Raw genomic sequence first — 26,844 nt, 5'->3', positions numbered from 1 at the left:
TGAACCTGACATCCACCCCGGCCCCAGGCCAGCAGGTGCCGCGAAAGGTCGGCGACAGACCGTCATCGACTGGCACTTCAATCGTCGGCGCCAGCGGCGCGATGGTGACGGGATGCTTGACCCAATTAAGCGACTGATGCTCGTCCAGAAACTGCTTGATATGCACTTCCCGGTTGAGCGTCGGCCCCCACTGTTGACTGGCTTTGCTCTGCCATTCCCCATTGCGCACGACCACCTCGGGGGCAGCCTGACTAGCGCCGCCGGGGTTGAAAAGCTTCACGGTGGCACCGGTGAAACCCTTGCCGCGGAAGGTCGGCTGATAATCATCAGTGGAGCTCACGGCATACACGTCAGGCAGTGAATTGTTGAATTCGAAGGTGTATGGCAACGACTCGATCCAGCCGTTGGCATTGTCAGGGACCTTTTGCAGGACGCTTGCGCGGTGCTTGCCAAGCGCCAGACCTGTCGCCTTGACTTCCCACTCGCCCCCCTCTGCTACAACCGTCTGTGGCAGCGTGACCGGCCAACCGGAGATGGTGATCACGACCGTTGCACCGGGGTAGCCGATCCCGGAGAAGGTTATCGATTTGTCGATAATGTCGACTTTGACCTCGTCAATTTTGGCGGGGCGGATTTTGAAGGCACGAGGTGCACCACGTTCGGTTCTCTTGCCCGAGGCAATCTGCTCAACCGCTAATGAATGATTGCCTGGCTTGAGCGTGACCTGCACTTCCCAAATGCCGGCCGCTCCCACTGTTCCACTTCCGACCATTTGCGCATCAACGAATACCTCGACCCTGCTGTTTAAATCGCTGAGCCCGTTATTACCTTTAAGGGTAAAGGTTCGATCCTGAATTGAAGACCCGGCAGGTGCGGTTATGAGAGGAAGGCCCAGCACATGAAAGGTAACCGGTGGCGAGTAACCATGAGGCACGTCCGGAAACAGGTACTGTGCCTCAATCGTCAAGGACCCACTGGATAATGTCGCTCCCGTCTTCAGTGAAAGTTGCCAATTATCGGTTTGAAAGGTCTCGCGCTCGGTATATTCAACATAATGGTCCTGCGCATTAACCACGATGATGGAAGAGCCTGGCTGACAAGTACCGTTGAAAAGCAAATCCGCAGGAAAGATCACTGCATTATTTGAAGGCGACAAGATAGTTGCAGGTGGAAGAAGTATTACTTTCACGGGATCCGCATTATCGGATGTCACGTTTTTGAATGTCTGTCGACAAGTCAAAGTGTTCTCACCAAGCGTCATACCCTGAGATTCAATACTCCATTTACCATCGGGGCCGGCACTCTTCGTACCGTAAGAAGTTTGCGTGCCATTTTTGTACAGCGTCACTTGCGCATTTGGAACGGCACCGACTCCTTCAATGGTGGGGGTAAGTCCGAAAAATAGTCCGCGACTAGTGATCAATGGCTTCTGAACAGCGTAAAAACGGGCGGAGGCATGATCCGAGCCGTAACCAGTTGCTGTGTAGGCTGTCGTTAAACGACACTCGACTCCAGCAGCACTGCCTATTTCAACCTCATACCAATGGCCTGAATGTCTACCGTGATACTCCCACTGATTGGGGACGGGAGGATTTTTAAGCGTAGCCCACCACTCTCCGTTCGCTGAGAAAGGAAATGTCATTTGAACCTTGAAGGGAAGTTTTTGCGCGGAGTCCGCAAATGAAGAGGGGAAAGTGGGAGCAGCCGGCCCCTTGGCGTCTTGCGATTCTTCGGAATTCAGCACCGCTCTCAGCTCAGGAGCAGCGGAGTGTGAGTTAGTGTCCCGTGCTCGCCTTTCGTCATCGTTATTATCCACAGCCGTTATCCTCTCAATGTCTGCCCTTCACTTTTTACATTGCTCCCACTCGCAATTCCTACCTGTAAAATCTGACAGTCCCGACCAACGGTAACTATTCCCACAACACAATCCGGCGGCGTCCTTCAGCTACAAAAACGCGGCTACGTTGCCTTGCGCCTTTGCCTACACATCCCTCAGAATCCGCCGGCTTGTGCGCTTTGCTGATGCCCCGTAACTTGGTCCGTGCCACTGCCAATCAGTGGTCGGGTTTAGTCGCCCGGTAGGTATACGAAGGTGCATAAGCGTCATCAAGTCGGGTACTCCCTATCCCCGCACTCGATGGTGGCTGTTCGCAGGGCGCCTCCGGGCGCGCCGGGATTCATTTCTCCACCGGTCGACTAACCTGCGTTCAGCCGCCACCCCATTCGTTTAGTCGCGAAATGGTGGCGGCCTACCTTGGAGAAATGATCATGATCAAAGACACCCCAAATCCCCCCGAAACCGGCGACTCGGTTTCCCCCTACGAATCCGCCGATTCAAAAAAACTCCACGAGGCCGCCGAAAAAGCCCTCGACCATTACCTCAAACCCGCAGCGCCGCCCTCGCGCAATTCCGTGGATCGCGGCATGCAGATGTTCATGATCGCCCCCGATCTCAATCCCGAAGCCGTGGCCATTCAGACGTACGAGACGTTTTCGTCGGTGAACATTCTGTTGCTCGACCTGGCGGACAGCCTCGAAGACAAACCGCGGCATCTGGCGATGGCGATTTATCAGTTGAGCGAGATGGGGTTGTTGCTGGCGGAGAAGGCGCTGGATAACGAGCGGGCTATCAGTATTTCTGGCTGAAGATCAAAAGATCGCAGCCTGCGGCAGCTCCTACAGAATGAACATCAATCCCGTGTAGGAGCTGCCGCAGGCTGCGATCTTTTGCTATTGAGGTTCAGGCCGAGGCCGGCAACGGCTGAAAACTGAAGTACTGGCGCAGCGCCTCAACCAGTTGCCCGTATTCCGGCGGCGGTCGATGCAGGCTGAAGCCAGCGTCGTAGTGCAGCGGTGTCGCGTCTTCGTGACACCACAGGCAACACGCGGTGAGGTCGATCACCTGTTGGCAGCCATCGCAGCCGGGGATTTTCAGGCGCAGATTGAAATCCACGCCGATCATCATCGGTAACTGGCTGATCAACATCAGCCCGTCTGCGGACACATTGCCGAGAAAGCCGATGGGTTTGTCGGTGATGCTGTTGAACACTCTGAGGAAATACGGCAGTTGATGCCGTTCGATCCGGCGGTCGGTAAACATGCGCAGTTCGCCATGCAAGGCTCCATCACAGAGCCGCACTTTTGCTTCGGAACGCGCCGTACGACAGATACGACACAGGCGCGCTCTCCCCGCTTCCGGTGTGACGGTCGCTACATCGCCGCCACCTTACAACTGACCAGTCGCAGGTGTTGCCCCGGAATAGAGACTCGGCTCTAAAACCGGATCATTCGACTATAGCTCAGGCTGTACAACCGGCCAGATTTTGTATGACAACTACCATCAGAAACGGGTTGGGCGCACCACGGCTGCCGCACTGCGCGTCGGGTAGTGGCCCAGACTCTGCAGGGTTTCCAGGCGCGCACGGGCGCGGTAGGCATATTCGCTGTAGGGGTACGAGGCGATGATGAACTGATAGGTCTGCGCCGCGTCGACAAACATTTTTTGCCGTTCCAGGCACTGGCCGCGCATCATCGACACTTCCGGCCACACATACGGGCGGGCACGGCTGGCGCGTTCGACCTTGGACAGTTCGAGCATCACCTGCTCGCAATTGCCCCGGTCATAGGCGCTGTAGGCGTTGTTCAAATGATGGTTCATCGACCAACGGGTGCAGCCCGTCACGGCGAGGACGCTGAGGGCAAGGGCGGCAATGGGCAACAATCGCATGGGGGTTCTCCTGTCTTGAGCTCTGTATCGACCCATGGTCGAAAATCTTCAGGTGCGTTTGTCCCAAAGTTGCCGGGTTCAATAAAGAAAACAATAAGTAGTGCAAACGAACAATGACTACACCCTCGGAGCATAGTAGCCTCTGCCTGCGCTTGAACTCAGGAGTCTTTGCATGTCCGTCCGTCGTACCAAAATCGTCGCTACCCTTGGCCCGGCCAGTAACTCGCCGGAAGTTCTCGAACAGCTGATTCTGGCTGGTCTGGACGTTGCCCGTCTGAACTTCTCCCACGGCACCCCCGACGAGCACAAGGCTCGCGCGAAGCTGGTGCGTGACCTCGCTGCCAAGCACGGCCGCTTCGTCGCCCTGCTGGGTGACCTGCAAGGCCCGAAAATCCGTATCGCCAAATTCGCCAACAAGAAGATCGAGCTGAAGATCGGTGACCAGTTCACCTTCTCCACCAGCCATCCGTTGACCGAAGGCAACCAGCAAGTGGTCGGTATCGACTACCCGGATCTGGTCAAGGACTGCGGCGTAGGCGACGAGCTGCTGCTCGACGACGGCCGCGTGGTGATGCGCGTTGATACCGCCACTGCCACCGAGCTGCACTGCACCGTGACCATCGGCGGCCCGCTGTCCGACCACAAAGGCATCAACCGTCGCGGTGGCGGCCTGACCGCACCGGCCCTGACTGAAAAAGACAAGGCCGACATCAAGCTCGCCGCTGAAATGGAAGTCGACTACCTCGCGGTGTCCTTCCCGCGTGACGCCGCCGACATGAACTACGCCCGTCAACTGCGCGACGAGGCCGGCGGCACTGCCTGGCTGGTGGCAAAGATTGAACGCGCCGAAGCCGTGGCCGACGACGAAACCCTCGACGGTCTGATCCAGGCCTCCGACGCGGTAATGGTTGCCCGTGGTGACCTGGGTGTGGAAATCGGCGACGCCGAGCTGGTAGGCATTCAGAAGAAAATCATTCTGCACGCACGCCGCCACAACAAGGCTGTGATCGTAGCGACCCAGATGATGGAGTCGATGATCCAGAACCCTATGCCGACCCGCGCCGAAGTGTCCGACGTGGCCAACGCCGTGCTCGACTACACCGACGCCGTGATGTTGTCCGCCGAGTCCGCTGCCGGTCTGTATCCGCTGGAAGCTGTGCAGGCGATGGCGCGTATCTGCGTCGGCGCTGAAAAGCACCCGACCGGCAAGACCTCCAGCCACCGCATCGGCAAAGTGTTCGAAAGCTGCGACCAGAGCATCGCGCTGGCGGCCATGTACACCGCCAACCACTTCCCGGGCGTCAAAGCGATCATCGCCCTGACCGAAAGTGGCTACACGCCGTTGATCATGTCGCGCATCCGTTCTTCGGTGCCGATCTACGCGTTCTCCCCGCACCGCGAAACCCAGGCCCGCGCGGCCATGTTCCGTGGCGTGTACACCGTGCCGTTCGACCCGGCATCGCTACCGCCGCACGAAGTGAGCCAGAAGGCGATCGACGAGCTGGTCAAGCGCGGCGTTGTGGAGAAAGGCGACTGGGTCATCCTGACCAAGGGCGACAGCTACCACACCACCGGCGGCACCAACGGCATGAAGATCCTGCACGTGGGCGACCCGCAGGTCTGAGTGCTCAGGCGCTGAAATAAAAAGCCCCGCCATGTGAATGGCGGGGCTTTTTACATTCTGATCCAGCAGGTGTTGTGGCTGTCGGGCCCCATCGCTGGCAAGCCAGCTCCCACAGGATTTGGTGTTTTTCACAATATGAATGGCCAACACAGAACCTGTGGGAGCTGGCTTGCCAGCGATGAGGCCGGCCAGGGCAGCGAAATTTCAATGCCGTTTGATAAACCCGGTCAACGCCGCCAACGCTTCCGGCGAACGCAGCCGCTGGGTGAACAAGGCGCCCTCCTCCTCGATCACTTTACGGATCAACTCGCGATCCGGCGCCCGCATCAATTGCTTGCTGATGCGCACTGCTTCCTGTGGCAGCTCTTCAAAGCGCGACGCCATCTCCCGAGCCTTGGCCAGTGCGGCCGCGCCACTGCCCAGCGCCTCTGTCGCGATGCCCCAGTCGGCGGCCTGTTCACCGCTGAACCCTTCGCCGAGCAATAGCAGTTCGGACGCTTTGGCGTGCCCAAGCATGCGCGGCAAAATCAGGCTGGAGCCAAACTCGGGGCATAAACCAAGGTTGACGAACGGCATGCGCAGTCGCGCATCGCGGCTGACATAAACCAGATCGCAATGCAGCAACAGTGTCGTGCCAATCCCCACCGCCGCCCCCGCCACTGCAGCGATCACCGGTTTGCGGCATTCGAGCAGGTTGAGCATGAAGTGGAAGACCGGGCTGTCGAGATCGCCAGGCGGCTGCTGGATAAAGTCAGCGATGTCGTTGCCGGCCGTGAAGCACTCGGCGCTGCCGGTGATCAGCACGGCGTTGATTTCGGGGTCGCTGTCGGCCTGCTTCAACGCCTCGGCGAGACGGCTGTACATCGCCCGGGTCAGGGCGTTTTTCTTGTCGGGACGGTTCAGGCGCAGGGTCAGCAGACCGCGTTCGCGTTCCAGCAGGATGGCTTCGGTCATGGTGGGTCTCAGCAGTGTCGATTCACGAAGAACTACTGTGGTGAGGGGTTCTGTGATGAAAGGACTGTGTAGTGATGGTTATTTGTGGCGAGGGGATTTATCCCCGACTGAGTGCGCAGCGCTCACAAACTTTTAGGGCCGCTGCGCAGCCCATCGGGGATAAATCCCCTCGCCACAGAGTTCCGCTCAGCTCTGAAATCCTTTCACCCCAAGAATCCTTTCATCATAAAGATCTTCGAACCAATGAAAATCTGCACTCAACCGCGTGACAGAAACACATCGGCCAGCAGTTGATTGCGCGGCAGTCCGGCCAGGTACAAACGCTTGGCGAAGGCGTCGACGCTGGTCGCTGAGCCGCAGACTAAGGCCAGGGTTTGCCGGGAAACAAGGCGCAGTTGCGCCAAAGCGGCGGCTGACTCGGCCGCCGTCCACAGCTCGACGCTGAGGTTTTCACGCTGGGCAGCCAGCGCCGCCAGGGGTTTGGCCAGATAGTGTTCGCCGGCGTCATGGGCCAGGTGAATGATGCGGATGGCGCCTTGGTGATCCTGGCGCAAGGCTTCGCGCAGCACACCAAACAATGGCCCGAGCCCCGTACCGGCGGCCAGCAACCACAACGGTCGGTTGTGCCAGTCGGCGTCGTAATGCAACGCACCGCCGCGCAATTCGCCGAGGCGGATCGGGTCGCCGATGTGCAGGCGTCGCGCCGCATCGCTGAACTCGCCGGGCTGACGGCAATCGAGGTGGAATTCGAGGAAGCGATCCTCTTCCGGCAGGCTGGCCAGCGAATACGGCCGCGCGATGTGATTGATCCACAGCACCAGATGTTGTCCGGCGCTGTAGCGCAACGGCCGTTGCGGAGTCAGGCGCAGACGCAGAACGTTGTCACTGAGCCAGTCCAACGCTTCGACGACGGCCGGCCGGCCATCCAGCAGAGGATCGAAGGTATGCACCTGCAAATCCTCGGTGACCTGACACTGGCACGCCAGCCGCCAACCTTGCTGGCGCTGCTCGGCGCTCAAGGCGTCCGGGCGATTATCCGCCGGCAAGCCTTGGACGCACTGCACCAGGCACGCATGGCAACTGCCGGCGCGGCAACTGTAGGGCACGGCCACGCCGTTCTGGTTGAGGGCGTCGAGCAAATTGCTGCCCGCCGCCACCGACCATTGCCGGTCACCGACGCGAAGTTCAGGCATCGACGTTCTCCCACGCGGCCGCACAGCGATTGCGCCCGTCACGTTTGGCCCGATAAAGCGCCTGATCGGCACGGTGCAGGGCGTCATCGAGGTCATCACCCAAGGCCAGCAGCGTCATGCCAGCCGACAGACTGAGATTACGCACATTCAGGCCAACCAGTTCAACATCGGTAAAAGCAATGCGCAGTCGTTCACAGCAGGCTGTCAGACGCTCGGCGTCGCAGTCGGGCAGCAAGACGACGAATTCCTCGCCACCATAGCGCGCCAGCACATCGCCGTCGCGCAGGCACGCCTGGGCGACACCGGCGAACGCCTGCAATACCTGATCGCCAGCGGCGTGGCCGTAGAAGTCGTTGATGCGTTTGAAATGGTCGAGGTCGATCAGCGCCAGACCGTGCACGGCATCACTGTCCATCGCGTTCAGTTCACGCGAGGCCAGACGCAGGAAGTGCCGACGGTTGAACAGGCCGGTCAGTTCGTCTGTGGCCACGAGATCCTCGAGCTGACGCATCATTCCGCGCAGGGTGTCCTGATGCGCCTGCAAGGCAAACCGGCGCTGACGCATGCGTTGGCGCGACACCTGAACGAAACGCGCGTAAAGCACCAGCCACGCCAGCACCATCGCCAGAATACACACCTGTAAAGCCGCGAGCGCAGGCTCCTGCAAGCGCAAGTGGTAAGCATCCCACAGGGTGATAACACAGAAGCTGAAGAACACCAGCAACGCACAGCGGATGAACGCCCGCCGGCTCAGGTGAAACAGTCCAAACAGCAGGATCAGCACGTAGAACACCAGAAAGGCGCCGCGCGCTTCGTCCAGATGAGCGATCAGCCAGGTCTGCCAGCCGAGTCCGAGCAGCACTTGCGTTTCGGTCAGGCTTGGATCGTCAAAACGCTGGTTGCAACCCGACCAGAACAGGCCAAACAGGATGGCTTGACTGATGACTACCAGCGCGCTGCCGACAGCAATAGTGCTCAAGGATTGGTCGTAATGCCCGGTGAAAAACGCCAGCCACAGCAGCAGCAAAGCCAATCCGTAGGTGGCTGCAGCGAGGGCAAAGCGTTTGAGCAAAAGACGTTGAATGGCGTTATGGGTCAATCGTTGACTCACCGTGCGATTGGAGGCTGACCGAGTGTCCTACCCTACAGACCGGCTGCCACTTTAGTGGCGTAGTCGATAAATGACCACCGATTTTCGGGCTCGAAATTTGACGTCAAAAGTGTGGCCCGCGTGCACCGCCAGAGGCCCTCACCCTAGCCCTCTCCCAGAGGGAGAGGGAACTGACCGCGTTGTTCTCACACGCTGCACCGACCTGAAATACCGAGCCGAGCTCAAACGTTGAAACCGCATAGATCGGCTCCCTTTCCCCCTCTCCCCCTTGGGGAAGAGGGTTGGGGTGAGGGGGAAAGGATTTCAAGTTGCAAATACAATCCTCGTCAACCCGCCCACCCATGCGACCAACGAATGACTGCCGGCGCGTGTATGCCCCACCGAGGCGCGGTATACTGCCGCGCCTTTTTAGCGTCGCGCCAGCAGCCCCGGCGTGCCTTGAAAGGTGTCTGCGACCGACCGAGACACCCAAGCCGCGGGCACCTTATTGAATGTTCCCGTCTTATAGAGGAGCGCGACTCATGACCGTGATCAAGCAAGACGACCTGATTCAGAGCGTTGCCGACGCCCTGCAGTTCATTTCCTATTACCACCCGGTGGATTTCATCCAGGCGATGCACGAAGCCTATCTGCGCGAAGAATCGCCAGCGGCCCGTGATTCGATGGCACAGATCCTGATCAACTCGCGCATGTGCGCCACCGGCCACCGCCCGATCTGCCAGGACACCGGCATCGTCACCGTGTTTGTACGTGTAGGCATGGACGTGCGCTGGGATGGCGCCACCATGAGCCTGGACGACATGATCAACCAAGGCGTGCGCCAGGCTTACAACCTGCCGGAAAACGTCCTTCGTGCCTCGATCCTCGCCGACCCGGCGGGCGCTCGTAGAAACACCAAGGACAACACCCCGGCCGTTATTCACTACTCCATCGTCCCGGGTAACACCGTGGAAGTGGACGTGGCGGCCAAGGGCGGCGGTTCCGAGAACAAGTCGAAAATGGCCATGCTCAACCCGTCCGATTCGATCGTTGACTGGGTACTCAAGACCGTTCCGACCATGGGCGCCGGCTGGTGCCCACCGGGCATGCTGGGCATCGGTATCGGCGGCACCGCCGAGAAAGCAGCGGTGATGGCCAAGGAAGTGTTGATGGAATCCATCGACATTCACGAGCTGATCAAGCGTGGCCCGTCCAACCGCATTGAAGAAATGCGTCTGGAGCTGTTCGAGAAGGTCAACCAGTTGGGCATTGGCGCCCAGGGCCTCGGTGGCCTGACCACCGTGCTCGACGTGAAGATCATGGACTACCCGACTCACGCGGCCTCGCTGCCGGTGTGCATGATCCCGAACTGCGCCGCCACCCGTCACGCGCACTTCGTGCTCGACGGTTCCGGCCCGGCCTCGCTGGAAGCGCCACCGCTGGACGCCTACCCGGAAATCGTCTGGGAAGCCGGCCCTTCGGCTCGTCGCGTCAACCTCGACACCCTGACCCCGGAAGACGTGCAGAGCTGGAAGCCGGGCGAAACCGTCCTGCTCAACGGCAAGATGCTCACCGGTCGCGACGCTGCGCACAAGCGCATGGTCGAGATGCTGAACAAGGGCGAAACCTTGCCGGTAGACCTGAAAGGTCGCTTCATCTACTACGTCGGCCCGGTTGATCCGGTCGGTGACGAAGTGGTTGGCCCGGCTGGCCCGACCACTGCCACGCGGATGGACAAGTTCACCCGTCAGATCCTTGAGCAGACCGGCCTGTTGGGCATGATCGGCAAGTCCGAGCGCGGTCCGACCGCGATCGAAGCGATCAAGGACAACAAAGCCGTGTACCTGATGGCTGTCGGCGGCGCCGCTTATCTGGTCGCCCAGGCGATCAAGAAGTCCAAGGTACTGGCGTTCGCCGAGCTGGGCATGGAAGCGATCTACGAGTTCGAGGTCAAGGACATGCCGGTCACCGTTGCGGTGGACAGCCAAGGTGAGTCGGTACACATCACCGGTCCTGCGATCTGGCAAAAGAAGATCAGCGAGAGCCTGGCAGTAGAAGTGCAGTAAGCGCTTTACCGCTGTAAAGAGAGGCCGGCCCGTCATACGACGGGCCGGCCTTTTTTGTGTCCGCCCCTGTATCCGCCTCCCCCCTGCAGGAGCTGCCGAAGGCTGCGATCTTTTGATCTTGCCTGAAAAAAATCAGGTCGAAAGATCGCAGCCTTCGGCAGCTCCTGCACGTTGCGAATGTGGTATCGCGATAAGAATCCTGGCAAAGCACACAAATCGATCTTGTGCACCTGTCACATCTGACAGGTTACGCCCCGAGCCATTGTTGGTAGCGTCGATTCACCTACGCCACTGCAACTGCACCGGACGCAATCATGGCTGACCAAGAACTGAGCATCGTTACTCCGTCCATCGCCAAAAGCGCGACGATCGCCACCATCGGCAAGAGTTGGGGCAGCGTCGGCCCGACCGGAGCCGCATCGTTCGAGCTGCCAATCCCGCTTTCCGCCGGGCGAGGTTGGGCCCCTCAACTGTCCCTTAGTTACAGCAGCCAGACCGGTAACGGGCCGTTCGGTGTCGGCTGGAGCCTGGGCCTGAGTCAGATCAGCCTGCGCACTCACAAGGGCGTGCCGCGTTATACCGAGCATGACGAAATCGTCGGGGCCGACGGCGAGGTGTGGATGCCCGAGCTCAAGGCGGACGGGAGTATCAAGTCGCGCCTCGAATCCACTTACGACGGCGTCGCCATTGGCCCGCACAACGTGGTGCGCTACTGGCCGCGAGTAGAAAGCGACTTTGCCCTGCGTGAGCGCTGGCAGTCGACGAGCGACCAACCACCTTTCTGGCTGGTGCATGGCGCGGATGGCTCGCTGCACCTCTACGGCAAAACCCCGGCTTCACGTCTTGCCGATCCGGATGATCCGCTACGCGTTAGCGCCTGGCTGCTGTGCGAAAGCATGAACGCGCGCGGCGAGCACATCGCTTATGTCTACAAGGCTGACGACCAGGATCCCGACCCGATAAACGATTTCCGCGCCCAGCGCTATGTGGAGCGGGTGTGCTACGGCAATTTTACGGCGAGCAAAGACCTTTACGCCTGGACAGTCGAAAACCTCGCCGATCCGGGTTGGCATTTCCAATTGCTGTTCGACTACGGTGAGCGAACCACCTCGCTAACCGAGGTACCGGCCTACGACGGCGAAACGCTACAGCCGTGGCCCGCGCGGGTAGATCCCTTCTCGACCTACGGCCAGGGCTTTGAAATCAGTACCCGCCGTCTCTGTCGGCAAATGCTGATGTTTCATCACTTCCCGCCCAGCCAAGGGGATAAACCGGTACTGGTGCGACGTCTGCTGCTGGAACACAGCGACGTCACTGCGCACTGGTCGTTCAGCCAGATCTGTGCCGCGCACTACCAGGCCTTCGATGCCAGTGGCATGGTGGAAAACACCCCGCCGGTGGAGTTCGATTATTCATCGTTCAAGATCAACAAAATCCCTACACGTCTGCTTGAGAACGATCACCAACCGGGAATTGAAGACGACGGTTTTTACCAGTGCGTAGACCTCTATGGTGAAGGCGTCCCGGGGTTTCTGTGCCGCTATGACCAGAGCTGGCACTACCGCGAACCGCTGCGCGCGGAAGCGGGCGGCGATGAAATCGGCTATGGCCCGTGGACGGCGCTGGAGAAGATTCCGGTGGCCAATCGCAACAGCGCGGTGCAGCAACTGCTCACCGACCTGACGGGCGACGGGCGCCTCGACTGGGTCACTGCACAGCCCGCAAGCGCCGGTTTCCGCACGCTTGATGAGAAGGGGAAATTCGCCAACTACCTTACCTTCAATGCCTTTCCCCTGGAGTTTTTCCACACGCTATCGACCTTGGGCGACCTGAGTGGTGATGGTCTGGATTCGATTGCCATGATTGGCCCGAACTCGGTGAGGCTTTACGCCAACCGACGCGAACAGGGTTTCGCCCCGGCCGAAGAAGTGCCGCACGAACCGGCCAGTGACCGCTTGCCGCTGTTCAGCAACACGCCCACTGAACTGGTGCTGCTCGGCAATCTGCTGGGCAGTGACATGCCCGAGCTGTGCCGCATTCGACACAACGAAATCCGCTGCTGGCCCAATCTCGGTCACGGCCGTTTTGGTAAAGGCCGCAAGATCAGTGACCTGCCCTTCGCCTACGAGCAATTCGATTCTTCGCGAGTGCGTCTCGCCGACCTCGACGGCTCCGGCGCATCGGCGCTGATCTACCTCAAAAGCGATGTTTTCGAGATCTATCTGAACCGTGGCGGCAACGGCCTGGAGCAAACGCCAATCAGCGTGCCATGGCCCGAAGGTGTGCGTTACGACCGTTTAAGCCAAGTGAGCTTCGCCGATTTGCAAGGGCTGGGTTGCGCCAGCCTGATACTCACCGTAACGCACACAAAGCCGCAGCACTGGCGCTACGATTTCGTCACAGCCAAACCGTATCTGCTGACGGCCAGTAACAACAACATGGGCTGCAGCACCAGCGTGGTCTATCGCGGTTCGGCGCAGGAATGGCTGGATGAGAAACAGCAGGTACTCAAGCTGAATCGGCTGCCGATTTCGCACTTGCCCTTCCCGGTGGCTGTGGTCAAAAAACAACAACAGCTGGATGAAATCACCGGCAACTGCCTGACTCAGGCGTTCGTCTGGCGCGAGGGTGTTTACGACGGCAAGGAACGCGAGTTCCGCGGCTTCGGTTACTTGCAGCAAACCGACAGCGAGAGTGCAAGCGGCGATGACGACGTCGGGTTCAGTGCGCCAGTGCGGGTGTGTAGCTGGTTTCACACCGGACAAGCGCTGGATCGCCCCCGCGACCACTATTTCAATCGGGACGCCGAGGCGATTGCGCTGGGTAAAACCCTGTTCAGCCGCTACCACGCTGCCGACGAACAGGATGAGCCGATACCGCCACACAATTCCGAGAGCGAATACCAGATTTCGCGAGCGCTGGTCGGCTCGATCACCCGCATCGAAACTTATGCCGATGCGGATTTCGCCTCTACCGACGCCCTGCCCTATGCGGTTGAAGAGTTGCGCTATCTGGTGCGTGAGGTCAGGCCTCAGGGCCACTACGCGGCGGCCGTGTTGCTGCCGTTGGTGGTGGAAACAATCAGCTACCAGTACGACCGCATCATCAATGATCCGCTTAGCCGTCACGACCTCAACTTGCGCTGGAACGCTTTCGGTCTGCCAACCCACGCAATGACGGTGAGCTACGCACGCAGGCGTACCGGCGAGGACACGCCGCCGTTTGCCGATCCTGATGAGCAACAGTGGTGGCGCGACGCTCACGACGAAGCGCAGCAGTCGTTTTACATCAGCGAAACCCGCGCCGCTTTCATCGATCTGGATAACGATCCACAGCACTGGCGCCTGGGTTTGCCTTATCAGCAACGCAGCAACGCACTGGTATTGCCCAAAGGCACGCTGCCGACTGGCCTTGATCCTGAGCAGGTGTCATTCGAATCGCTGACAACGCATCAGGATTGCGCACACTGGCAGACTCAACGCGTGCTTACGACGCAATCGGTGCAACGCTATGTGACGGTCGACGGAACGCTGCTGGACGAAGGAGATGCCAGCTTCGAAGCCTTGGCTGGCCCGCTGGAAATGGCGCAGCTGGACAAGACCGCACTGGACGCATACGACGTGCTGCCGGCGCCTTTCAACATCCGTGACGAGCTGCGAAAGATCGGCTACACGGCCATGCCGCTGCTGTTTGAGCCCTCACCGTCGGTCGATGCTGAAGAGAACTTGTGGTCGTCGTCGTTCGGCTACGCCCGGTACGCTGACCTCCGCGGTTTTTATCAAGTGCGCGATTACAACGAAACGCCCAGCCATGGCGTGACCCACGCGGTATATGACGATTATCGACTGGCAGTCACCAGCGTCGAGCTGCCGGATGGCTGCACCACCCAAATCACCTACGACTATCACGCGCTGCAACCGATGCGCATCGTCGATGCCAACGACAACATCGAAGAAGTGATTTACGAACCCTCCGGCCAGCCGCTGGCGACCAGTTTCCACGGCACTGAAAACGGCTTGGCGGTGGGTTTCGCACCGTTGAGCGAATACCGGCGCCCCGAGGATCATCGCCCTGATCCGGCTATCGAAGATCCTGAAGTGGCCATACAAAAAGCGGCCAGTACCCTGCGCAAAGACCTGTTCAGCTGGATGGGGCAGATCCCCGTCGGCGACAGCTCCAGCGACGAATGGATCGCCAGCGGTTATCTGCTGCCCAGCGGCCATATTCGTGCCAGCGCTCGTCGGCGACTGGCCCGCTTCAACACACTGACCACGGCGGAACAAGCGTTGCGCTCAGCCATCGCCAGTGTCCGACGCGAGCCGGTGCACAGCGTCGTGCTCAGCGCCGACCGCTATCCAGACGACGAGGTGAAGGCGCAAATCCAGATCATCAAGACCTGTGTCGACGGCTTTGGCCGCGCGCTGCAAACCCAGCAATTGGTTGACCCGGGGATGGCGTACAAGGTGGTGGATGGTTCGCTCGTCATTGAAGACGGCAAGTATGTCGAGGTGTACGCCGACTCACGGTGGAGAATCAGCGAGCGGGTCGAATACAACAACAAGGGCTTGCCGGTTCGCCAGTTCCGACCGTACTTTGCCGATACCCACGGTTACGTCAACGACCAGTCGCTGCACGAACTGGGCTACTTCGATCAACTGTTCTACGACCCGCTGGGCCGTCCGATCAAACTGATCAACGCCAAAGGCGACTTCTCCCGCGAGGCTTACCATCCCTGGTATCACACCAGCGAAGACTTCAACGACACCGCTGAGTCAGTATCGCCAAAACGATCATTACGGTCGTGACCGCAAGCACTGAAACCTGTATGGCCGCGTGTTATCGTGCCGGCCCGACCAGCCATCCATCTGCCCAGCATGCCGCCGACTTCCCGTACCCTGCGTCTGTCGTTGTACACACTGCTGATCGTCGCCGGCGCTGCGCTTGCCGCAACGCTTGCCATCCGCCACGCCGAACGTCAGGCGCTGGAAGAGGACGCGGCCCGGGCCAACCAGCAACTGGCGCTCTATGCCAATTCGCTGCACACCCTGATCGACCGCTATCGCGCCCTCCCCGCCGTACTGGCGCTGGACCCGCAATTGCGTTCGGCACTGGCCGGCCCCGTTGATGCCCAGGTACAAACGGCGCTGAATCTGAAACTGGAAAAGATCAACGGTGCGGCGCAGTCCTCGACCCTTGAATTGCTCGATCACACCGGCCTCGCCGTAGCCGCGAGCAACTGGCGTTTGCCCAGCAGCTACGTCGGCCACAATTACGGCTTCAGGCCGTACTTCAGCCAGACCCGCACCCAGGGCACCGGGCGTTTTTACGCGGTGGGCGTGACCAGCGGGATTCCCGGTTACTTTCTCTCCAGTGCGGTGCTGGGCGACAACGACCAGTTCCTCGGGGCGATGGTGGTCAAACTGGAGTTCCCCGAACTGGAGCGCGAGTGGAGCCAGGGCAACGACACCTTGCTGGTCAGCGATGCGCGCGGCATCGTCTTTATCGCCAATCAGCCCGGCTGGCGCTATCGCTTGTTGCGCCCCTTGAGTGCCAGCGATCAGGCCGAGATCAAGACGACGCGCCAATACGACAAACAGTCGCTGACGCCACTGACCCATCTGTCGCTGCGCCGCTTCGATGACAACAGCGATCTGCGCCGCGTCGAAGGCCCGCAAGGGACGGCGGATTATCTGTGGGAGTCGCTGCCACTGACCACCGAAGGCTGGACCCTGCATCTGCTGCGCCACCCGCAAGTGGCTTTCGAAGACCTGCGCAACGCTGGCCTCGCGGCTGCCGGCGTATGGCTGGCGCTGGTGTTTCTGTTGCTGTTCCTCAATCAGCGCTGGCGCCTGTCGAAGGTCCGTCAACGCAATCGCGAAGAACTCGAACAACTGGTCGAAGAACGCACCCGCGAACTGCGCACTGCGCAAGAAGGCTTGGTGCAGTCGGCAAAACTCGCCGCCCTCGGCCAGATGTCCGCCGCCCTGGCCCATGAAATCAACCAACCGCTGACCGCTCAGCGCATGCAACTGGCGACTTTGCGCCTGCTGCTCGACCATGGCCGCGTCGATGACGCCTACAAGGCCCTGAAACCGGTGGACGAGATGCTCACGCGCATGGCCGCCCTCACCGGCCACCTGAAAACTTTCGCCCGCAAGAGCCCCGGTGGTTTGCGCGAGCGTCTGGATCTGGCGACGGTGGTCGATCAATCCCTGCAATTGCTCGACGCACGACTGCGTGACGAGCAGGTCAGCCTGGTGCTGCACCTGACCCGCCCGGCGTGGGTGCGCGGTGATGCGATCCGTCTCGAACAGGTGTTGATCAACCTGCTGCGCAACGCCCTCGATGCCATGCAGGGCAAACCGTGCAAGCGCCTGGAAATTCGTCTGCAAGCCGACGAGCAGTTGTGGTGTCTGAGCGTCATCGATAATGGCGGCGGCATTGCCGAAGAACATCTGGGGCAGGTGTTCGACCCGTTCTTCACCACTAAACCTGTAGGTGACGGCCTCGGCCTGGGGCTGGCAGTATCTTTTGCCATCGTGCACGAATCCGGCGGTCGTCTGAGCGTCGAGAATGGCGACGGCGGTGCGGCATTCACCCTGACTTTGCCGATTGATCTGGAGACACACATCTGATGCTCAACTCGGTGATGGTGGTCGATGACGAAAGCAGCATTCGCAGTGCCGTCGAACAGTGGCTGAGCCTGTCGGGATTTGAGGTGCAGCTGTTCAGCCGCGCCGAAGAATGCCTCGCCGCCCTGCCCGCGCACTTTCCCGGGGTGATCCTCAGCGACGTGCGCATGCCCGGTCTTAGTGGCCTGGAACTGCTGGCCGAGGTACAGCGCCGCGACGCCGATCTGCCGGTGATTCTGCTCACCGGTCATGGCGATGTGCCGATGGCGGTCGAAGCGATGCGCGACGGCGCCTACGACTTTCTGGAAAAACCGTTCAGCCCCGAGACCTTGCTCGGCAGCCTGCGCCGGGCGCTGGAGAAACGCCGACTGGTCCTGGAAAACCGCGCCCTGCACGAGCAGGCCGACAACCGCGCCAAACTCGATTCGACGTTGCTCGGCGTGTCCCGTGGCTTGCAGACTTTGCGCCGGCAGGTGCTGGATCTGGCCGCGCTGCCGGTCAATGTGTTGATCCGTGGCGAGACCGGCAGCGGCAAGGAACTGGTTGCGCGCTGCCTGCATGACTTCGGCCCCCGTGCGGACAAACCATTCGTGGCGCTCAACTGCGCGGCGATCCCTGAACAGCTGTTTGAAGCCGAACTGTTCGGCCATGAGAGCGGCGCGTTTACCGGCGCCTCCGGCAAGCGTATCGGCAAGTTGGAATACGCCGATGGCGGCACGCTGTTTCTCGATGAAATCGAAAGCATGCCGCTGGCCCAGCAAGTGAAATTGCTGCGGGTATTGCAAGAGCAGAAGCTTGAACGACTGGGGTCGAACCAGAGCATTCGCGTGGATTTGCGGATTGTCGCGGCGACCAAACCGGACTTGCTCGACGAGGCGCGTGCCGGGCGTTTTCGCGAAGACCTCGCGTATCGCCTCAACGTTGCCGAACTGCGCTTGCCGCCGCTGCGCGAACGCCGCGAAGACATTCCGTTGCTGTTCGAATCATTCGCCCAGAGTGCGGCGCAGCGTCTGGGTCGCAGCTTTCCACCGTTGACCGGGGCGCAGTTGAGTCATCTGCTGTGCCATGACTGGCCGGGCAATGTGCGCGAACTGGCCAACGTCGCCGAGCGTCAGGTATTGGGTCTTGATGAACCGGCACCGGGAATTGATCCGGGGCAGTCGCTGGCGGCGCAGCAGGAAGCTTTCGAGGCGCAGTGCTTGCGCGCGGCACTGACGCGGCACAAGGGTGATGTGAAAGCGGTCCTTGAAGAGCTGCAACTGCCGCGGCGTACGTTCAATGAAAAGATGCAGCGGCATGGGTTGAGTCGGGAGATGTTTGTCGGCCCTTGAAGAGCAAAAGATCGCAGCCTGCGGCAGCTCCTACAGGGCTCCGGCGTCCGCATCATTTGCGCAAGACACTGAACTTGTAGGAGCTGCCGCAGGCTGCGATCTTTTAAGCGAAAATCCGCTCAACACCCGCCCAACATAAGCGGATTTTCGCTCATCAAAACCCGCTACCCCTTCTAAACCGCCCCTCTCCCCGTTGGCACAGCTCCTGCTATAGCTCCCGCAGGCTGCGTTTTGACGCGCTCCACAAAAACAATTAAATGAAGGATCCTTCAATGGATAACTCCAACGCCCTGCCACTTGGGTCGGCTGCCGCGCCGGCCAAAGAAAGAACCACCGCCAGCCGGATCAAATCGATCTTCAGCGGTTCCGTTGGCAACATGGTCGAGTGGTACGACTGGTACGTCTATGCCGCCTTCTCGCTGTACTTCGCCAAGAGCTTTTTCCCTGCTGGCTCCTCCACCGCACAATTGATGAACACCGCTGCGATCTTCGCCGTGGGCTTCCTGATGCGCCCGATTGGTGGCTGGCTGATGGGCCTGTACGCCGACAAAGTCGGGCGCAAGAAAGCGTTGATGGCCTCGGTGTACCTGATGTGCTTCGGCTCGCTGATCATCGCGTTGAGCCCCAACTACGCAACCATCGGCATCGGCGCACCGATCCTGCTGATCTTCGCCCGCCTGCTGCAAGGCCTGTCGGTCGGCGGCGAGTACGGCACCTCCGCAACGTACCTGTCGGAAATGGCGACCAAGGAACGTCGCGGTTTCTTCTCCAGCTTCCAGTACGTGACTCTGATCTCCGGCCAGCTCATCGCCCTCGGCGTGTTGATCGTGCTGCAGCAGACACTCACCACCGAGCAGTTGTACGCGTGGGGCTGGCGCATTCCGTTTGCCATCGGCGCGCTGTGCGCAGTGGTTGCGCTGTACCTGCGTCGCGGCATGGAAGAAACCGAGTCGTTCACCAAGAAAGAGAAGTCCAAGGAAAGCGCAATGCGCACCTTGATGCGTCACCCCAAGGAACTGGCAACCGTGGTCGGCCTGACCATGGGCGGCACGCTGGCGTTCTACACCTACACCACCTACATGCAGAAGTACCTGGTGAACACCGTCGGCATGAGCATCTCCGACTCGACAACCATTTCTGCCGCGACGCTGTTTTTGTTCATGTGCCTGCAACCGATCATCGGTGGCCTGTCGGACAAGATCGGTCGTCGTCCGATCCTGATCGCCTTCGGTGTGCTGGGCACGATTTTCACCGTGCCGATCCTGATGACTCTGCACACCATCCAGAGCTGGTGGGGCGCGTTCTTCCTGATCATGGCGGCGCTGATCATCGTCAGCGGTTACACCTCGATCAACGCGGTGGTCAAAGCCGAGTTGTTCCCGACTGAAATCCGCGCCCTGGGCGTCGGCCTGCCGTACGCACTGACCGTATCGATCTTCGGCGGCACCGCCGAATACATTGCGCTGTGGTTCAAGAGCATTGGCATGGAAACCGGTTACTACTGGTATGTGACGGCGTGCATCGCTGTGTCGTTGCTGGTGTACATCACCATGAAGGACACCCAGAAGCATTCGCGGATCGTCACTGACTGATTGACTGACTGAACGTCAGGCAAGATCAAAAGATCGCAGCCTTCGGCAGCTCCTACAGGGGTTGTCGGAGGCTGCGATTTTTTTGTTTCCGGCGATTAATCACCGGTTAATTCTGCCTCGGCATCCTGTGCCTACCTGATCGATTACCTGCGCGACGTTCGCTCCTGATGATGGAAGCCATTAAATGCGTCGCCCTTAACATCTAGTTAATCGATAGTTTTTAGCATTATTTTGCGCTTTTTAATCAATTTAGTTGGCGTAGCATGAAACCCATGCAAGACACACCCGCCAACGAATCTGGAGTAACGAACATGAAAACCAAACTGATCCTCGCCCTGACCCTGTCCGTACTGGCCGCCAACACCTTTGCTGCCGACGGTTTTGATCGCACCGGCTCGGCCGTTGCCGCCGATGGTCACGACCGCACTGGCTCCGCTACTGTTGCTGCTGACGGATACGACCGCACTGGTTCCGCTACTGTTGCTGCTGACGGATACGACCGCACTGGTTCCGCCACTGTTGCTGAAGATGGCTATGACCGTACCGGTTCCGCGACTTTCGCTGCCGACGGTTACGACCGTACTCAATCCGCTTCCATCAGTTAAACGCCGCTGTAAAGCGCACAGCCCGGCCTCGGCCGGGCTTAGTCATTTCTAGAGCCGCTTAAATGCCCTCTGTAGGAGCTGCCGCAGGCTGCGATCTTTTGACTTTGCTTGTAAAAAACAAGATCAAAAGATCGCAGCCTGCGGCAGCTCCTACACGGGATCTTCTTCTGACTGGAAATGCGCGGTGCAGGCTTGCACTATGGCTTCATTCAAAAATCCAGCCTCAGGAACACACGCCATGCCCGATGACATCCACTTCTACGAACCCGCCAACGGCCACGGCCTGCCGCACGATCCGTTTAACGCCATCGTCGGCCCGCGCCCCATCGGCTGGATTTCCTCGCAGGATGCCAACGGCCAGTTGAACCTGGCGCCGTACAGCTTCTTCAATGCCTTCAACTACATTCCGCCGATCATTGGCTTCTCCAGCGTCGGGCGCAAAGACAGCCTCAATAACATCGAGCAGACCGGCGAATTCGTCTGGAACCTCGCCACTCGCCCGCTGGCCGAGCAGATGAACCAGAGCTGCGCGATGGTCGCGCCAGAGGTCAACGAGTTTGAACTGGCAGGCCTGACGACCGTGGCGTCGAAAGTGATTTCCGTGCCACGCGTCGCCGAAAGCCCGGTGTCCTTCGAGTGCAAGGTCACGCAGATCATTCAATTGCAGCGCGCTGATGGCGAGACAGTACCGAGCTGGCTGATCCTCGGCGAAGTGGTCGCCGTGCATATCGCCAAGTGGCTGTTGAAAGACGGGGTCTACGACACCGCCGCGGCAGAACCGATTCTGCGCGGCGGCGGGCCGGCGGATTATTTCCAGTTGGGGCCTGAAGCCCTGTTCAAGATGTGGCGTCCGGGCGCGGCGAAGTAACGACTTACCAGATCAACTCGGCGTCTTCGGTGACGCCCTTGAGGCGGTCCAGCTCATTGATGGCGGCCTCATCGGCTGCGATGGCGCCGGGGAAGACCTGATCTTCCAGCAGTTTGTGAAAGCGTGGTGCACCGCCATCGACCAGGGCCTTGACCGCGATCGCTGCGTAATAGCCCTTGTTGCCACCCAACTCGACGGGGACAACTGCGGATACTGCTTCGAAGTGTTCGAACTCTTTACGTGCCATGTCGCAAGTCCTGGCTCAGTCAATTAAGCCGGACATTAAACCCTCAACCGACGAGTTTGTGTATCGGTGCTGAACACTGGCCGAGCGCCTGTGCCGCCGAGACATCCTTGAAGGTGTGAAAATCCAGACTGTTGACCACCAGTTCCTGCACCAGCTCGGCGAAGATTTCCATTGCCGGACTGTTGAAGTACGCGGTCATCATCTGCTGATTGCTCCAGAAACCGGAGACCAGCCACAACTCGGGATCACACTGCGAATGCTGCAAGGCAAAGCTCAGGCAACCGGGGGCGGCACGAGAAGGATCGATCAACGCGCTCAGGCGTACACCGAGTTCTGCCGAGCGTCCGGCGCGCGCTCGTACGAAGGCCATATGACTGACGGGAATCTGCTTGGACATGTTCAACCCTCCCAAGGAGTTGCGTTGCAGCCGGGGGGAGGCTGCGACAGGATCCAAGGTTAAGGCGCGGGCGCGAGGTGCCGTTAGTCGATTCCTGCCGCCGCGTTGCACAATCCTGCGAGACTTGCCTGAACATCAAACCACGCCCGTACCCTGTAGGAGCTGCCGAAGGCTGCGATCTTTTGATCTTATAAACAAAAATCAAAAGATCGCAGCCTTCGGCAGCTCCTACAAGCAAGGGGCGAACCGTGTGTCGTGAATATCGCGGTGCAGAATCAGGCAAGCATTTGGCAGGATGTGTCTACCGCTGGCGCTTGCACAAACATATGCTCTGCTCCATTCCACCTCCCTTGCCGAGGATGCCGTGCATGACGTCATTCGATCGTTTTCAAGCCGAACCCACCGCCGACATGGAAAAGCAGCGTGCGGAACTGGCGGCGATCATCCGCCGCAACACCACCGACGATGGCAGCTATCAGACCGCTGTCGGTTCGCTGTTCATGTCGCGCCACACCCGATCCCACGACTTCGCCCCGGTGCTCGCGCAACCGGCGCTGTGCATCATGGCGCAAGGTCGTAAGGAGGTGCGGCTGGCCGATGAGTTCTTCAATTACGATCCGCTGAATTACCTGGTGGTCTCGGTTTCGATGCCGTTGAGCGGGCGAGTGGTTAACGTGTCGCCTGAAGAGCCGATCCTCGCCGTGCGCCTGGATATCGACCCGGCGGAAATCACCGCACTGATCGCCGACGCCGGCCCCATGGCCGTGCCGACCCGGCCAACCGGGCGCGGCTTGTATGTCGAGAAAATCGACAGTGCGATGCTCGACGCGGTGCTGCGTCTGGCGCGTTTGCTCGATGCACCGAAAGACATCGCCATGCTCGCGCCACTGATTCGCCGGGAGATTCTCTATCGCCTGTTGCGCAGCCCGCAGGGCCATCGCTTGTATGAGATCGCGATTGCCAACAGCCAGAGCCATCGCATCAGCCAGGCGATCAAGTGGCTCAACGGTAACTTCGAACAGCCGCTGCGAATTGATGATCTGGCCAAGGAAGTGAACCTCAGCGTGTCGACTTTGCATCACCGTTTTAAAGCGATGACGGCGATGAGTCCGCTGCAATATCAGAAGCAGTTGCGCCTGCAAGAGGCGCGGCGCTTGATGCTGGCCGAAGGGCTGGAGGCTTCGGCGGCGGGGTATCGGGTGGGGTATGAAAGCCCGTCGCAATTCAGCCGCGAATACAGCCGATTGTTTGGGGCACCGCCGTTAAGGGATCTGGCGCGGTTGCGCTTGTCGGTCTGATCCAGATTATTTGATGCGGCGACGGACCTTTTCGCGGGCAAGCCCGCTCCCACAGGTTCATTGGTGCGCACACATTTTATGCACGACAGCGATTCCTGTGGGAGCGGGCTTGCCCGCGAAGAGGCCAGTCCAGTCAAACCGCCCTAATCACATGCTTGATCTCCTGAAACGCCGCCAACCCCCAAGGCCCCAATTCACGACCAATGCTGCTCTGCTTGTAACCGCCCCACGCAGCTTGCGGGAAAATCACTTGCGGCGCGTTCAGCCACACAAGACCAGCCTGCAGGGCGTTGGCGACACGATCGGCGGTCTCGACATCACGGGTCACCACACTGCCGACCAGCCCGAATTGGCTGTCGTTGGCCAATGCAATCGCCTCGGCTTCGCTGCTGAAACTGCGCACGCAAAGCACCGGCCCGAAAATCTCTTCGCACCACAGCGCACTGTCCAGCGGCACGTCAGTGAACACGGTTGGCTGCAAGAAGTATCCACGCGGCAAATGCTCAGGACGATTGCCACCGCAGAGCAACTTCGCGCCAGCACTCAGCCCACGATCAATATGCCCAAGCACTCGCTGGTACTGCGCCTGATTGACCAGCGCGCCCATTTCCACTTCCGGGTCGAACGGGTCAGCCACGCGAATTGCCTGCGCACGTTTTTGCAGGCGCATGAGGAACTCTTCCTCCAACTCTTCAGCGACCAGCACGCGGCTGGTGGCCGAGCACATTTGCCCGGCATTGAAGAATGCGCCGCCGCAGGCCAGTTCCACCGCCAAGTCCAGATCGGCATCTGCCAGGATCAACAACGAGGATTTGCCACCCAGTTCCAGGCTGACGCCCTTCACGGTTTCGGCGGCCCTTTGCATCACCTGCACGCCAACCGCATTGCTGCCGGTAAAGGAAATTTTGGCGATACGCAGATCTGCCGACAACGGTGCACCCACTGCCAGACCGGTGCCGCAGACCAAATTGAATACACCGTTCGGCAATCCGGACTCAGCAATGATCGCGGCCAGTTCCAGCTCCGGCAAAGGCGTGACTTCCGACGGTTTTAGCACCACGCAGCAACCGGCGGCCAGGGCTGGCGCGAGTTTCCATGCCGTGGTGACCATCGGGAAATTCCACGGCACGATCAACCCGACCACACCGCACGGCTCGCGTCGCAGGCGTGCGCTGAAATCTTCGCTGGGCAGCGGCACGTTGCTGTCCTGTTGCGCATCGAGGCCTTCGGCAAGTTCGGCGTAGTACTCGAACGTGGCGATCACGTCGTCGACATCGATGGCCGCTCCGAACAGCGGTTTGCCGTTGTTGCTCGACTGCAATTTCATCAAGTGCTCGCGACCGTTGCGCACCCCGGCGGCGATGTTGCGCAGAATCGCAGCGCGTTCGGCTCCCGTGGTTTGCGACCAGGTTTTGAAAGCTTCAGTCGCAGCGCTGACGGCTTGATCGACTGCGCGCTCGTCACCGCCAATGACCGTGGTCAGCAGCGCTTCGGTGGCGGGGTTGATCACGCGCAAATGCTCGCGACCGGCCGACCATTGGCCGTTGATGTAGAGGCCGTCGAGTGTGGTGGGGAAATTGATCATTGCGCCACCGCCTGCATCCATTGGCTCTGGTCGATTTCAATCACTGTCGGGCCTTGGCGATCGGTTGCGGCCCTGAGTGCGCCACGCAACTGCTCAACCGAATTGATCGCTTCAGCCGCGCAACCAAGAGCTTTGGCCACACCGATGAAGTCTGGGGTGTAGATGTCCACGCCAACCGGTTCGATGGCGCGGTTGACCATGTACTTCTTGATCTCTTCGTAGCCCTGGTTATTCCACAGCAGGACGATGACCGGTGTGCGCGCTTCAACGGCGCTGGCCAGTTCCGGCAAAGTGAATTGCAGCCCACCGTCGCCGATCAGACAGACCACTGGTGGGCGAACCCCGCTCTCGGTGCTGCCGCCGAGCCACGCACCGATGGCCGCAGGCAGTGCGTAACCGAGGGTGCCGTAGCCGGTCGACGAGTTGAACCAGCGACGCGGGCGCTCAGGGTTGAACGTGAGGTTGCCGGTGTACACCGGTTGCGTGGAGTCGCCGACAAACACCGCGTCCGGTAATTCGTGCAGCACGGTTTCGAGGAAACGCGTCTGGGCCCGCGTCGGTGCGTCCCAGGTGGCGGCCAGATCATCGCGCAGACGCGCAGCACGCACCTGACCCCAATCGCGGCTGCGCTCGGCCAGCGGTTTGTGCGACAGCGCACTCAGCAATGCTTGCGCGGCGTTGCGCGAGTCGGCTACCAGGGCGACATGCGGCGGATAGTTGCGCACGGTCTGATCGGCGTCGATATCGATGCGCAGCAGCTTGCCGGGAATCTCGAAACCACCGGCGAAAGTAACGTCGTAATCGGTCTCCGCCAGTTCGGTGCCAATGGCCAAAACCACATCGGCATCGGCGACCAATGCGCGGGTGGCGACCAGGCTTTGCGTCGAGCCGATCAGCAGCGGGTGACGGGACGCCAGCATGCCTTTGGCGTTGATGGTCAGCGCCACCGGGGCGTCGAGCAACTCGGCCAATTCGGTGAGTTCGGCGGCGGCATCGATGGCGCCACCGCCAGCAAGAATCAGCGGACGTCTGGCGCCGGCCAGCAGCTCGGTCATACGGCTCACGGCAGCCGGGGCAGCACCTGCGCGGTCGATGTTGACCGGGACGCTGGCAAGCAGTTCATCGGCCTCTTCTACCAGCACATCCAAAGGAATTTCGATGTGCACCGGACGCGGACGGCCGGCCTGGAACAGCGCGAAGGCGCGAGCCAGGACGCCGGGCAATTCCGCCGCCGACATCAACGTATGAGAGAACGCTGCAACGCCGCCGACCAATGCGCTCTGGTTCGGCAATTCGTGGAGTTTGCCGCGACCGCCGCCCAACTGACTGCGCGATTGCACGCTGGAGATCACCAGCATCGGGATCGAATCGGCATAGGCCTGGCCCATGGCGGTGGTGATGTTGGTCATGCCCGGGCCAGTAATGATGAAGCACACACCCGGTTTGCCGCTGGTGCGCGCATAGCCGTCAGCCATGAATCCGGCGCCTTGCTCATGGCGTGGGGTGACGTGGTTGATGCTCGAACGGGCCAGCCCGCGATACAGCTCCACGGTGTGCACCCCGGGAATGCCGAACACCTGCTCGACCCCATAACCTTCGAGTAACTTGACCAGTACTTCGCCGCACGTCGCCATG

Annotated in this window: 19 protein-coding genes and 1 pseudogene; 10 read left to right on the top strand and 10 right to left on the bottom strand. The window is 60.1% G+C overall.

Annotated features, from left to right (window positions below; genetic code table 11):
* Positions 1 to 1,816, bottom strand: a pseudogene (locus ICA15_RS26490) (hypothetical protein); the annotation flags it as partial.
* Positions 1,817 to 2,268: 452 nt separating this feature from the next.
* Between ICA15_RS26490 and ICA15_RS26485 the strand changes: the two are divergent.
* On the top strand, positions 2,269 to 2,646 hold the full coding sequence (locus tag ICA15_RS26485; RefSeq protein WP_210555056.1) for a DUF6124 family protein: 378 nt from the start codon (positions 2,269 to 2,271) through the stop codon (positions 2,644 to 2,646).
* Positions 2,647 to 2,740: 94 nt separating this feature from the next.
* Here ICA15_RS26485 and ICA15_RS26480 read toward each other — a convergent pair whose 3' ends face one another.
* Together ICA15_RS26480 and ICA15_RS26475 are read right to left on the bottom strand one after the other, a co-directional pair.
* Positions 2,741 to 3,100 (bottom strand): PilZ domain-containing protein, encoded by a 360-nt coding sequence (locus tag ICA15_RS26480; protein ID WP_150616184.1) that lies wholly within the window; start codon positions 3,098 to 3,100, stop codon positions 2,741 to 2,743.
* 240 nt (positions 3,101 to 3,340) lie between these two features.
* Entirely contained in the window at positions 3,341 to 3,727 is a 387-nt protein-coding gene (locus ICA15_RS26475) for a tetratricopeptide repeat protein (protein WP_210555055.1), read from the bottom strand.
* Between the two features lie 172 nt (positions 3,728 to 3,899).
* Here ICA15_RS26475 and pyk point away from each other — a divergent pair, with 172 nt between their 5' ends.
* Positions 3,900 to 5,351: a pyruvate kinase gene (gene pyk / locus ICA15_RS26470; protein WP_150601679.1), complete on the top strand. Its 1,452-nt coding sequence runs from the start codon at positions 3,900 to 3,902 to the stop codon at positions 5,349 to 5,351.
* A gap of 204 nt (positions 5,352 to 5,555) precedes the next feature.
* Here pyk and ICA15_RS26465 read toward each other — a convergent pair whose 3' ends face one another.
* The 3 genes from ICA15_RS26465 to ICA15_RS26455 all read right to left on the bottom strand — a co-directional run bounded on the left by ICA15_RS26465 (position 5,556) and on the right by ICA15_RS26455 (position 8,597).
* Positions 5,556 to 6,305: an enoyl-CoA hydratase-related protein gene (locus ICA15_RS26465; protein ID WP_210555054.1), complete on the bottom strand. Its 750-nt coding sequence runs from the start codon at positions 6,303 to 6,305 to the stop codon at positions 5,556 to 5,558.
* Positions 6,306 to 6,562: 257 nt separating this feature from the next.
* Complete coding sequence (locus ICA15_RS26460; RefSeq protein ID WP_210555053.1) at positions 6,563 to 7,498, bottom strand: iron-sulfur-binding ferredoxin reductase; 936 nt, start codon at positions 7,496 to 7,498, stop codon at positions 6,563 to 6,565.
* Positions 7,491 to 8,597, bottom strand: a complete 1,107-nt coding sequence (locus tag ICA15_RS26455) for a sensor domain-containing diguanylate cyclase (protein WP_210555052.1) — start codon at positions 8,595 to 8,597, stop codon at positions 7,491 to 7,493. The genes ICA15_RS26460 and ICA15_RS26455 overlap by 8 nt, the downstream gene beginning before the upstream one ends.
* Before the next feature lie 533 nt (positions 8,598 to 9,130).
* On the opposite strand from ICA15_RS26455, the gene ICA15_RS26450 reads away from it, so the two are divergent.
* From ICA15_RS26450 to ICA15_RS26420, 7 genes are all read left to right on the top strand, one after another.
* A complete protein-coding gene (locus ICA15_RS26450) occupies positions 9,131 to 10,654 on the top strand; it encodes a fumarate hydratase (RefSeq protein ID WP_042560679.1) in 1,524 nt (507 codons plus the stop codon).
* Positions 10,655 to 10,968: 314 nt separating this feature from the next.
* Positions 10,969 to 15,459: a SpvB/TcaC N-terminal domain-containing protein gene (locus ICA15_RS26445; protein ID WP_210555051.1), complete on the top strand. Its 4,491-nt coding sequence runs from the start codon at positions 10,969 to 10,971 to the stop codon at positions 15,457 to 15,459.
* A 69-nt stretch (positions 15,460 to 15,528) separates the two neighbouring features.
* Positions 15,529 to 17,289: an ATP-binding protein gene (locus tag ICA15_RS26440; protein WP_150616189.1), complete on the top strand. Its 1,761-nt coding sequence runs from the start codon at positions 15,529 to 15,531 to the stop codon at positions 17,287 to 17,289.
* On the top strand, positions 17,289 to 18,617 hold the full coding sequence (locus ICA15_RS26435) for a sigma-54-dependent transcriptional regulator (RefSeq protein ID WP_210555050.1): 1,329 nt from the start codon (positions 17,289 to 17,291) through the stop codon (positions 18,615 to 18,617). Before ICA15_RS26440 ends, ICA15_RS26435 begins: the two co-directional genes overlap by 1 nt.
* Before the next feature lie 272 nt (positions 18,618 to 18,889).
* Positions 18,890 to 20,209: an MFS transporter gene (locus tag ICA15_RS26430; protein WP_150601687.1), complete on the top strand. Its 1,320-nt coding sequence runs from the start codon at positions 18,890 to 18,892 to the stop codon at positions 20,207 to 20,209.
* Positions 20,210 to 20,520: 311 nt separating this feature from the next.
* Positions 20,521 to 20,814 carry a hypothetical protein gene (locus ICA15_RS26425; protein WP_210555049.1) on the top strand — a complete coding sequence of 98 codons (294 nt, stop codon included), beginning with the start codon at positions 20,521 to 20,523 and terminating at the stop codon, positions 20,812 to 20,814.
* 238 nt (positions 20,815 to 21,052) lie between these two features.
* Complete coding sequence (locus ICA15_RS26420) at positions 21,053 to 21,682, top strand: flavin reductase family protein (RefSeq protein ID WP_042560685.1); 630 nt, start codon at positions 21,053 to 21,055, stop codon at positions 21,680 to 21,682.
* A gap of 4 nt (positions 21,683 to 21,686) precedes the next feature.
* Here ICA15_RS26420 and ICA15_RS26415 read toward each other — a convergent pair whose 3' ends face one another.
* Both ICA15_RS26415 and ICA15_RS26410 read right to left on the bottom strand, forming a co-directional pair.
* Complete coding sequence (locus tag ICA15_RS26415) at positions 21,687 to 21,929, bottom strand: hypothetical protein (protein ID WP_042560686.1); 243 nt, start codon at positions 21,927 to 21,929, stop codon at positions 21,687 to 21,689.
* 43 nt (positions 21,930 to 21,972) lie between these two features.
* On the bottom strand, positions 21,973 to 22,326 hold the full coding sequence (locus ICA15_RS26410; RefSeq protein WP_150616192.1) for a putative quinol monooxygenase: 354 nt from the start codon (positions 22,324 to 22,326) through the stop codon (positions 21,973 to 21,975).
* A gap of 368 nt (positions 22,327 to 22,694) precedes the next feature.
* On the opposite strand from ICA15_RS26410, the gene ICA15_RS26405 reads away from it, so the two are divergent.
* Positions 22,695 to 23,624, top strand: coding sequence for an AraC family transcriptional regulator (locus ICA15_RS26405; protein ID WP_150616194.1), 930 nt, complete (start codon positions 22,695 to 22,697; stop codon positions 23,622 to 23,624).
* A 133-nt stretch (positions 23,625 to 23,757) separates the two neighbouring features.
* Here ICA15_RS26405 and ICA15_RS26400 read toward each other — a convergent pair whose 3' ends face one another.
* Together ICA15_RS26400 and ICA15_RS26395 are read right to left on the bottom strand one after the other, a co-directional pair.
* Positions 23,758 to 25,206 (bottom strand): aldehyde dehydrogenase family protein, encoded by a 1,449-nt coding sequence (locus ICA15_RS26400; RefSeq protein ID WP_210555062.1) that lies wholly within the window; start codon positions 25,204 to 25,206, stop codon positions 23,758 to 23,760.
* Positions 25,206 to 26,843, bottom strand: coding sequence for a 5-guanidino-2-oxopentanoate decarboxylase (locus tag ICA15_RS26395; protein ID WP_210555048.1), 1,638 nt, complete (start codon positions 26,841 to 26,843; stop codon positions 25,206 to 25,208). Before ICA15_RS26395 ends, ICA15_RS26400 begins: the two co-directional genes overlap by 1 nt.
* Position 26,844: the final 1 nt, after the last annotated feature.

The organism is Pseudomonas sp. P116 (assembly GCF_020149425.1).
In the GTDB taxonomy this organism is placed as follows: domain Bacteria; phylum Pseudomonadota; class Gammaproteobacteria; order Pseudomonadales; family Pseudomonadaceae; genus Aquipseudomonas; species Aquipseudomonas anatoliensis.
Note: the sequence above shows the minus strand (reverse complement) of the source record. Positions and strands in the feature narration are given on the sequence as shown.

What these genes read in the sequence shown, in the direction of transcription:
- ICA15_RS26435 (WP_210555050.1), top strand. Translation starts at nt 17,289, where the DNA reads ATGCTCAACTCGGTGATGGTGGTCGATGACGAAAGCAGCATTCGCAGT.
- ICA15_RS26440 (WP_150616189.1), top strand. Translation starts at nt 15,529, where the DNA reads ATGCCGCCGACTTCCCGTACCCTGCGTCTGTCGTTGTACACACTGCTG.
- ICA15_RS26425 (WP_210555049.1), top strand. Translation starts at nt 20,521, where the DNA reads ATGAAAACCAAACTGATCCTCGCCCTGACCCTGTCCGTACTGGCCGCC.
- pyk (WP_150601679.1), top strand. Translation starts at nt 3,900, where the DNA reads ATGTCCGTCCGTCGTACCAAAATCGTCGCTACCCTTGGCCCGGCCAGT.
- ICA15_RS26395 (WP_210555048.1), bottom strand. Translation starts at nt 26,843, where the DNA reads ATGGCGACGTGCGGCGAAGTACTGGTCAAGTTACTCGAAGGTTATGGG.
- ICA15_RS26410 (WP_150616192.1), bottom strand. Translation starts at nt 22,326, where the DNA reads ATGTCCAAGCAGATTCCCGTCAGTCATATGGCCTTCGTACGAGCGCGC.
- ICA15_RS26465 (WP_210555054.1), bottom strand. Translation starts at nt 6,305, where the DNA reads ATGACCGAAGCCATCCTGCTGGAACGCGAACGCGGTCTGCTGACCCTG.
- ICA15_RS26415 (WP_042560686.1), bottom strand. Translation starts at nt 21,929, where the DNA reads ATGGCACGTAAAGAGTTCGAACACTTCGAAGCAGTATCCGCAGTTGTC.
- ICA15_RS26475 (WP_210555055.1), bottom strand. Translation starts at nt 3,727, where the DNA reads ATGCGATTGTTGCCCATTGCCGCCCTTGCCCTCAGCGTCCTCGCCGTG.
- ICA15_RS26405 (WP_150616194.1), top strand. Translation starts at nt 22,695, where the DNA reads ATGACGTCATTCGATCGTTTTCAAGCCGAACCCACCGCCGACATGGAA.
- ICA15_RS26420 (WP_042560685.1), top strand. Translation starts at nt 21,053, where the DNA reads ATGCCCGATGACATCCACTTCTACGAACCCGCCAACGGCCACGGCCTG.
- ICA15_RS26430 (WP_150601687.1), top strand. Translation starts at nt 18,890, where the DNA reads ATGGATAACTCCAACGCCCTGCCACTTGGGTCGGCTGCCGCGCCGGCC.
- ICA15_RS26485 (WP_210555056.1), top strand. Translation starts at nt 2,269, where the DNA reads ATGATCAAAGACACCCCAAATCCCCCCGAAACCGGCGACTCGGTTTCC.
- ICA15_RS26460 (WP_210555053.1), bottom strand. Translation starts at nt 7,498, where the DNA reads ATGCCTGAACTTCGCGTCGGTGACCGGCAATGGTCGGTGGCGGCGGGC.
- ICA15_RS26480 (WP_150616184.1), bottom strand. Translation starts at nt 3,100, where the DNA reads ATGTTTACCGACCGCCGGATCGAACGGCATCAACTGCCGTATTTCCTC.
- ICA15_RS26445 (WP_210555051.1), top strand. Translation starts at nt 10,969, where the DNA reads ATGGCTGACCAAGAACTGAGCATCGTTACTCCGTCCATCGCCAAAAGC.
- ICA15_RS26450 (WP_042560679.1), top strand. Translation starts at nt 9,131, where the DNA reads ATGACCGTGATCAAGCAAGACGACCTGATTCAGAGCGTTGCCGACGCC.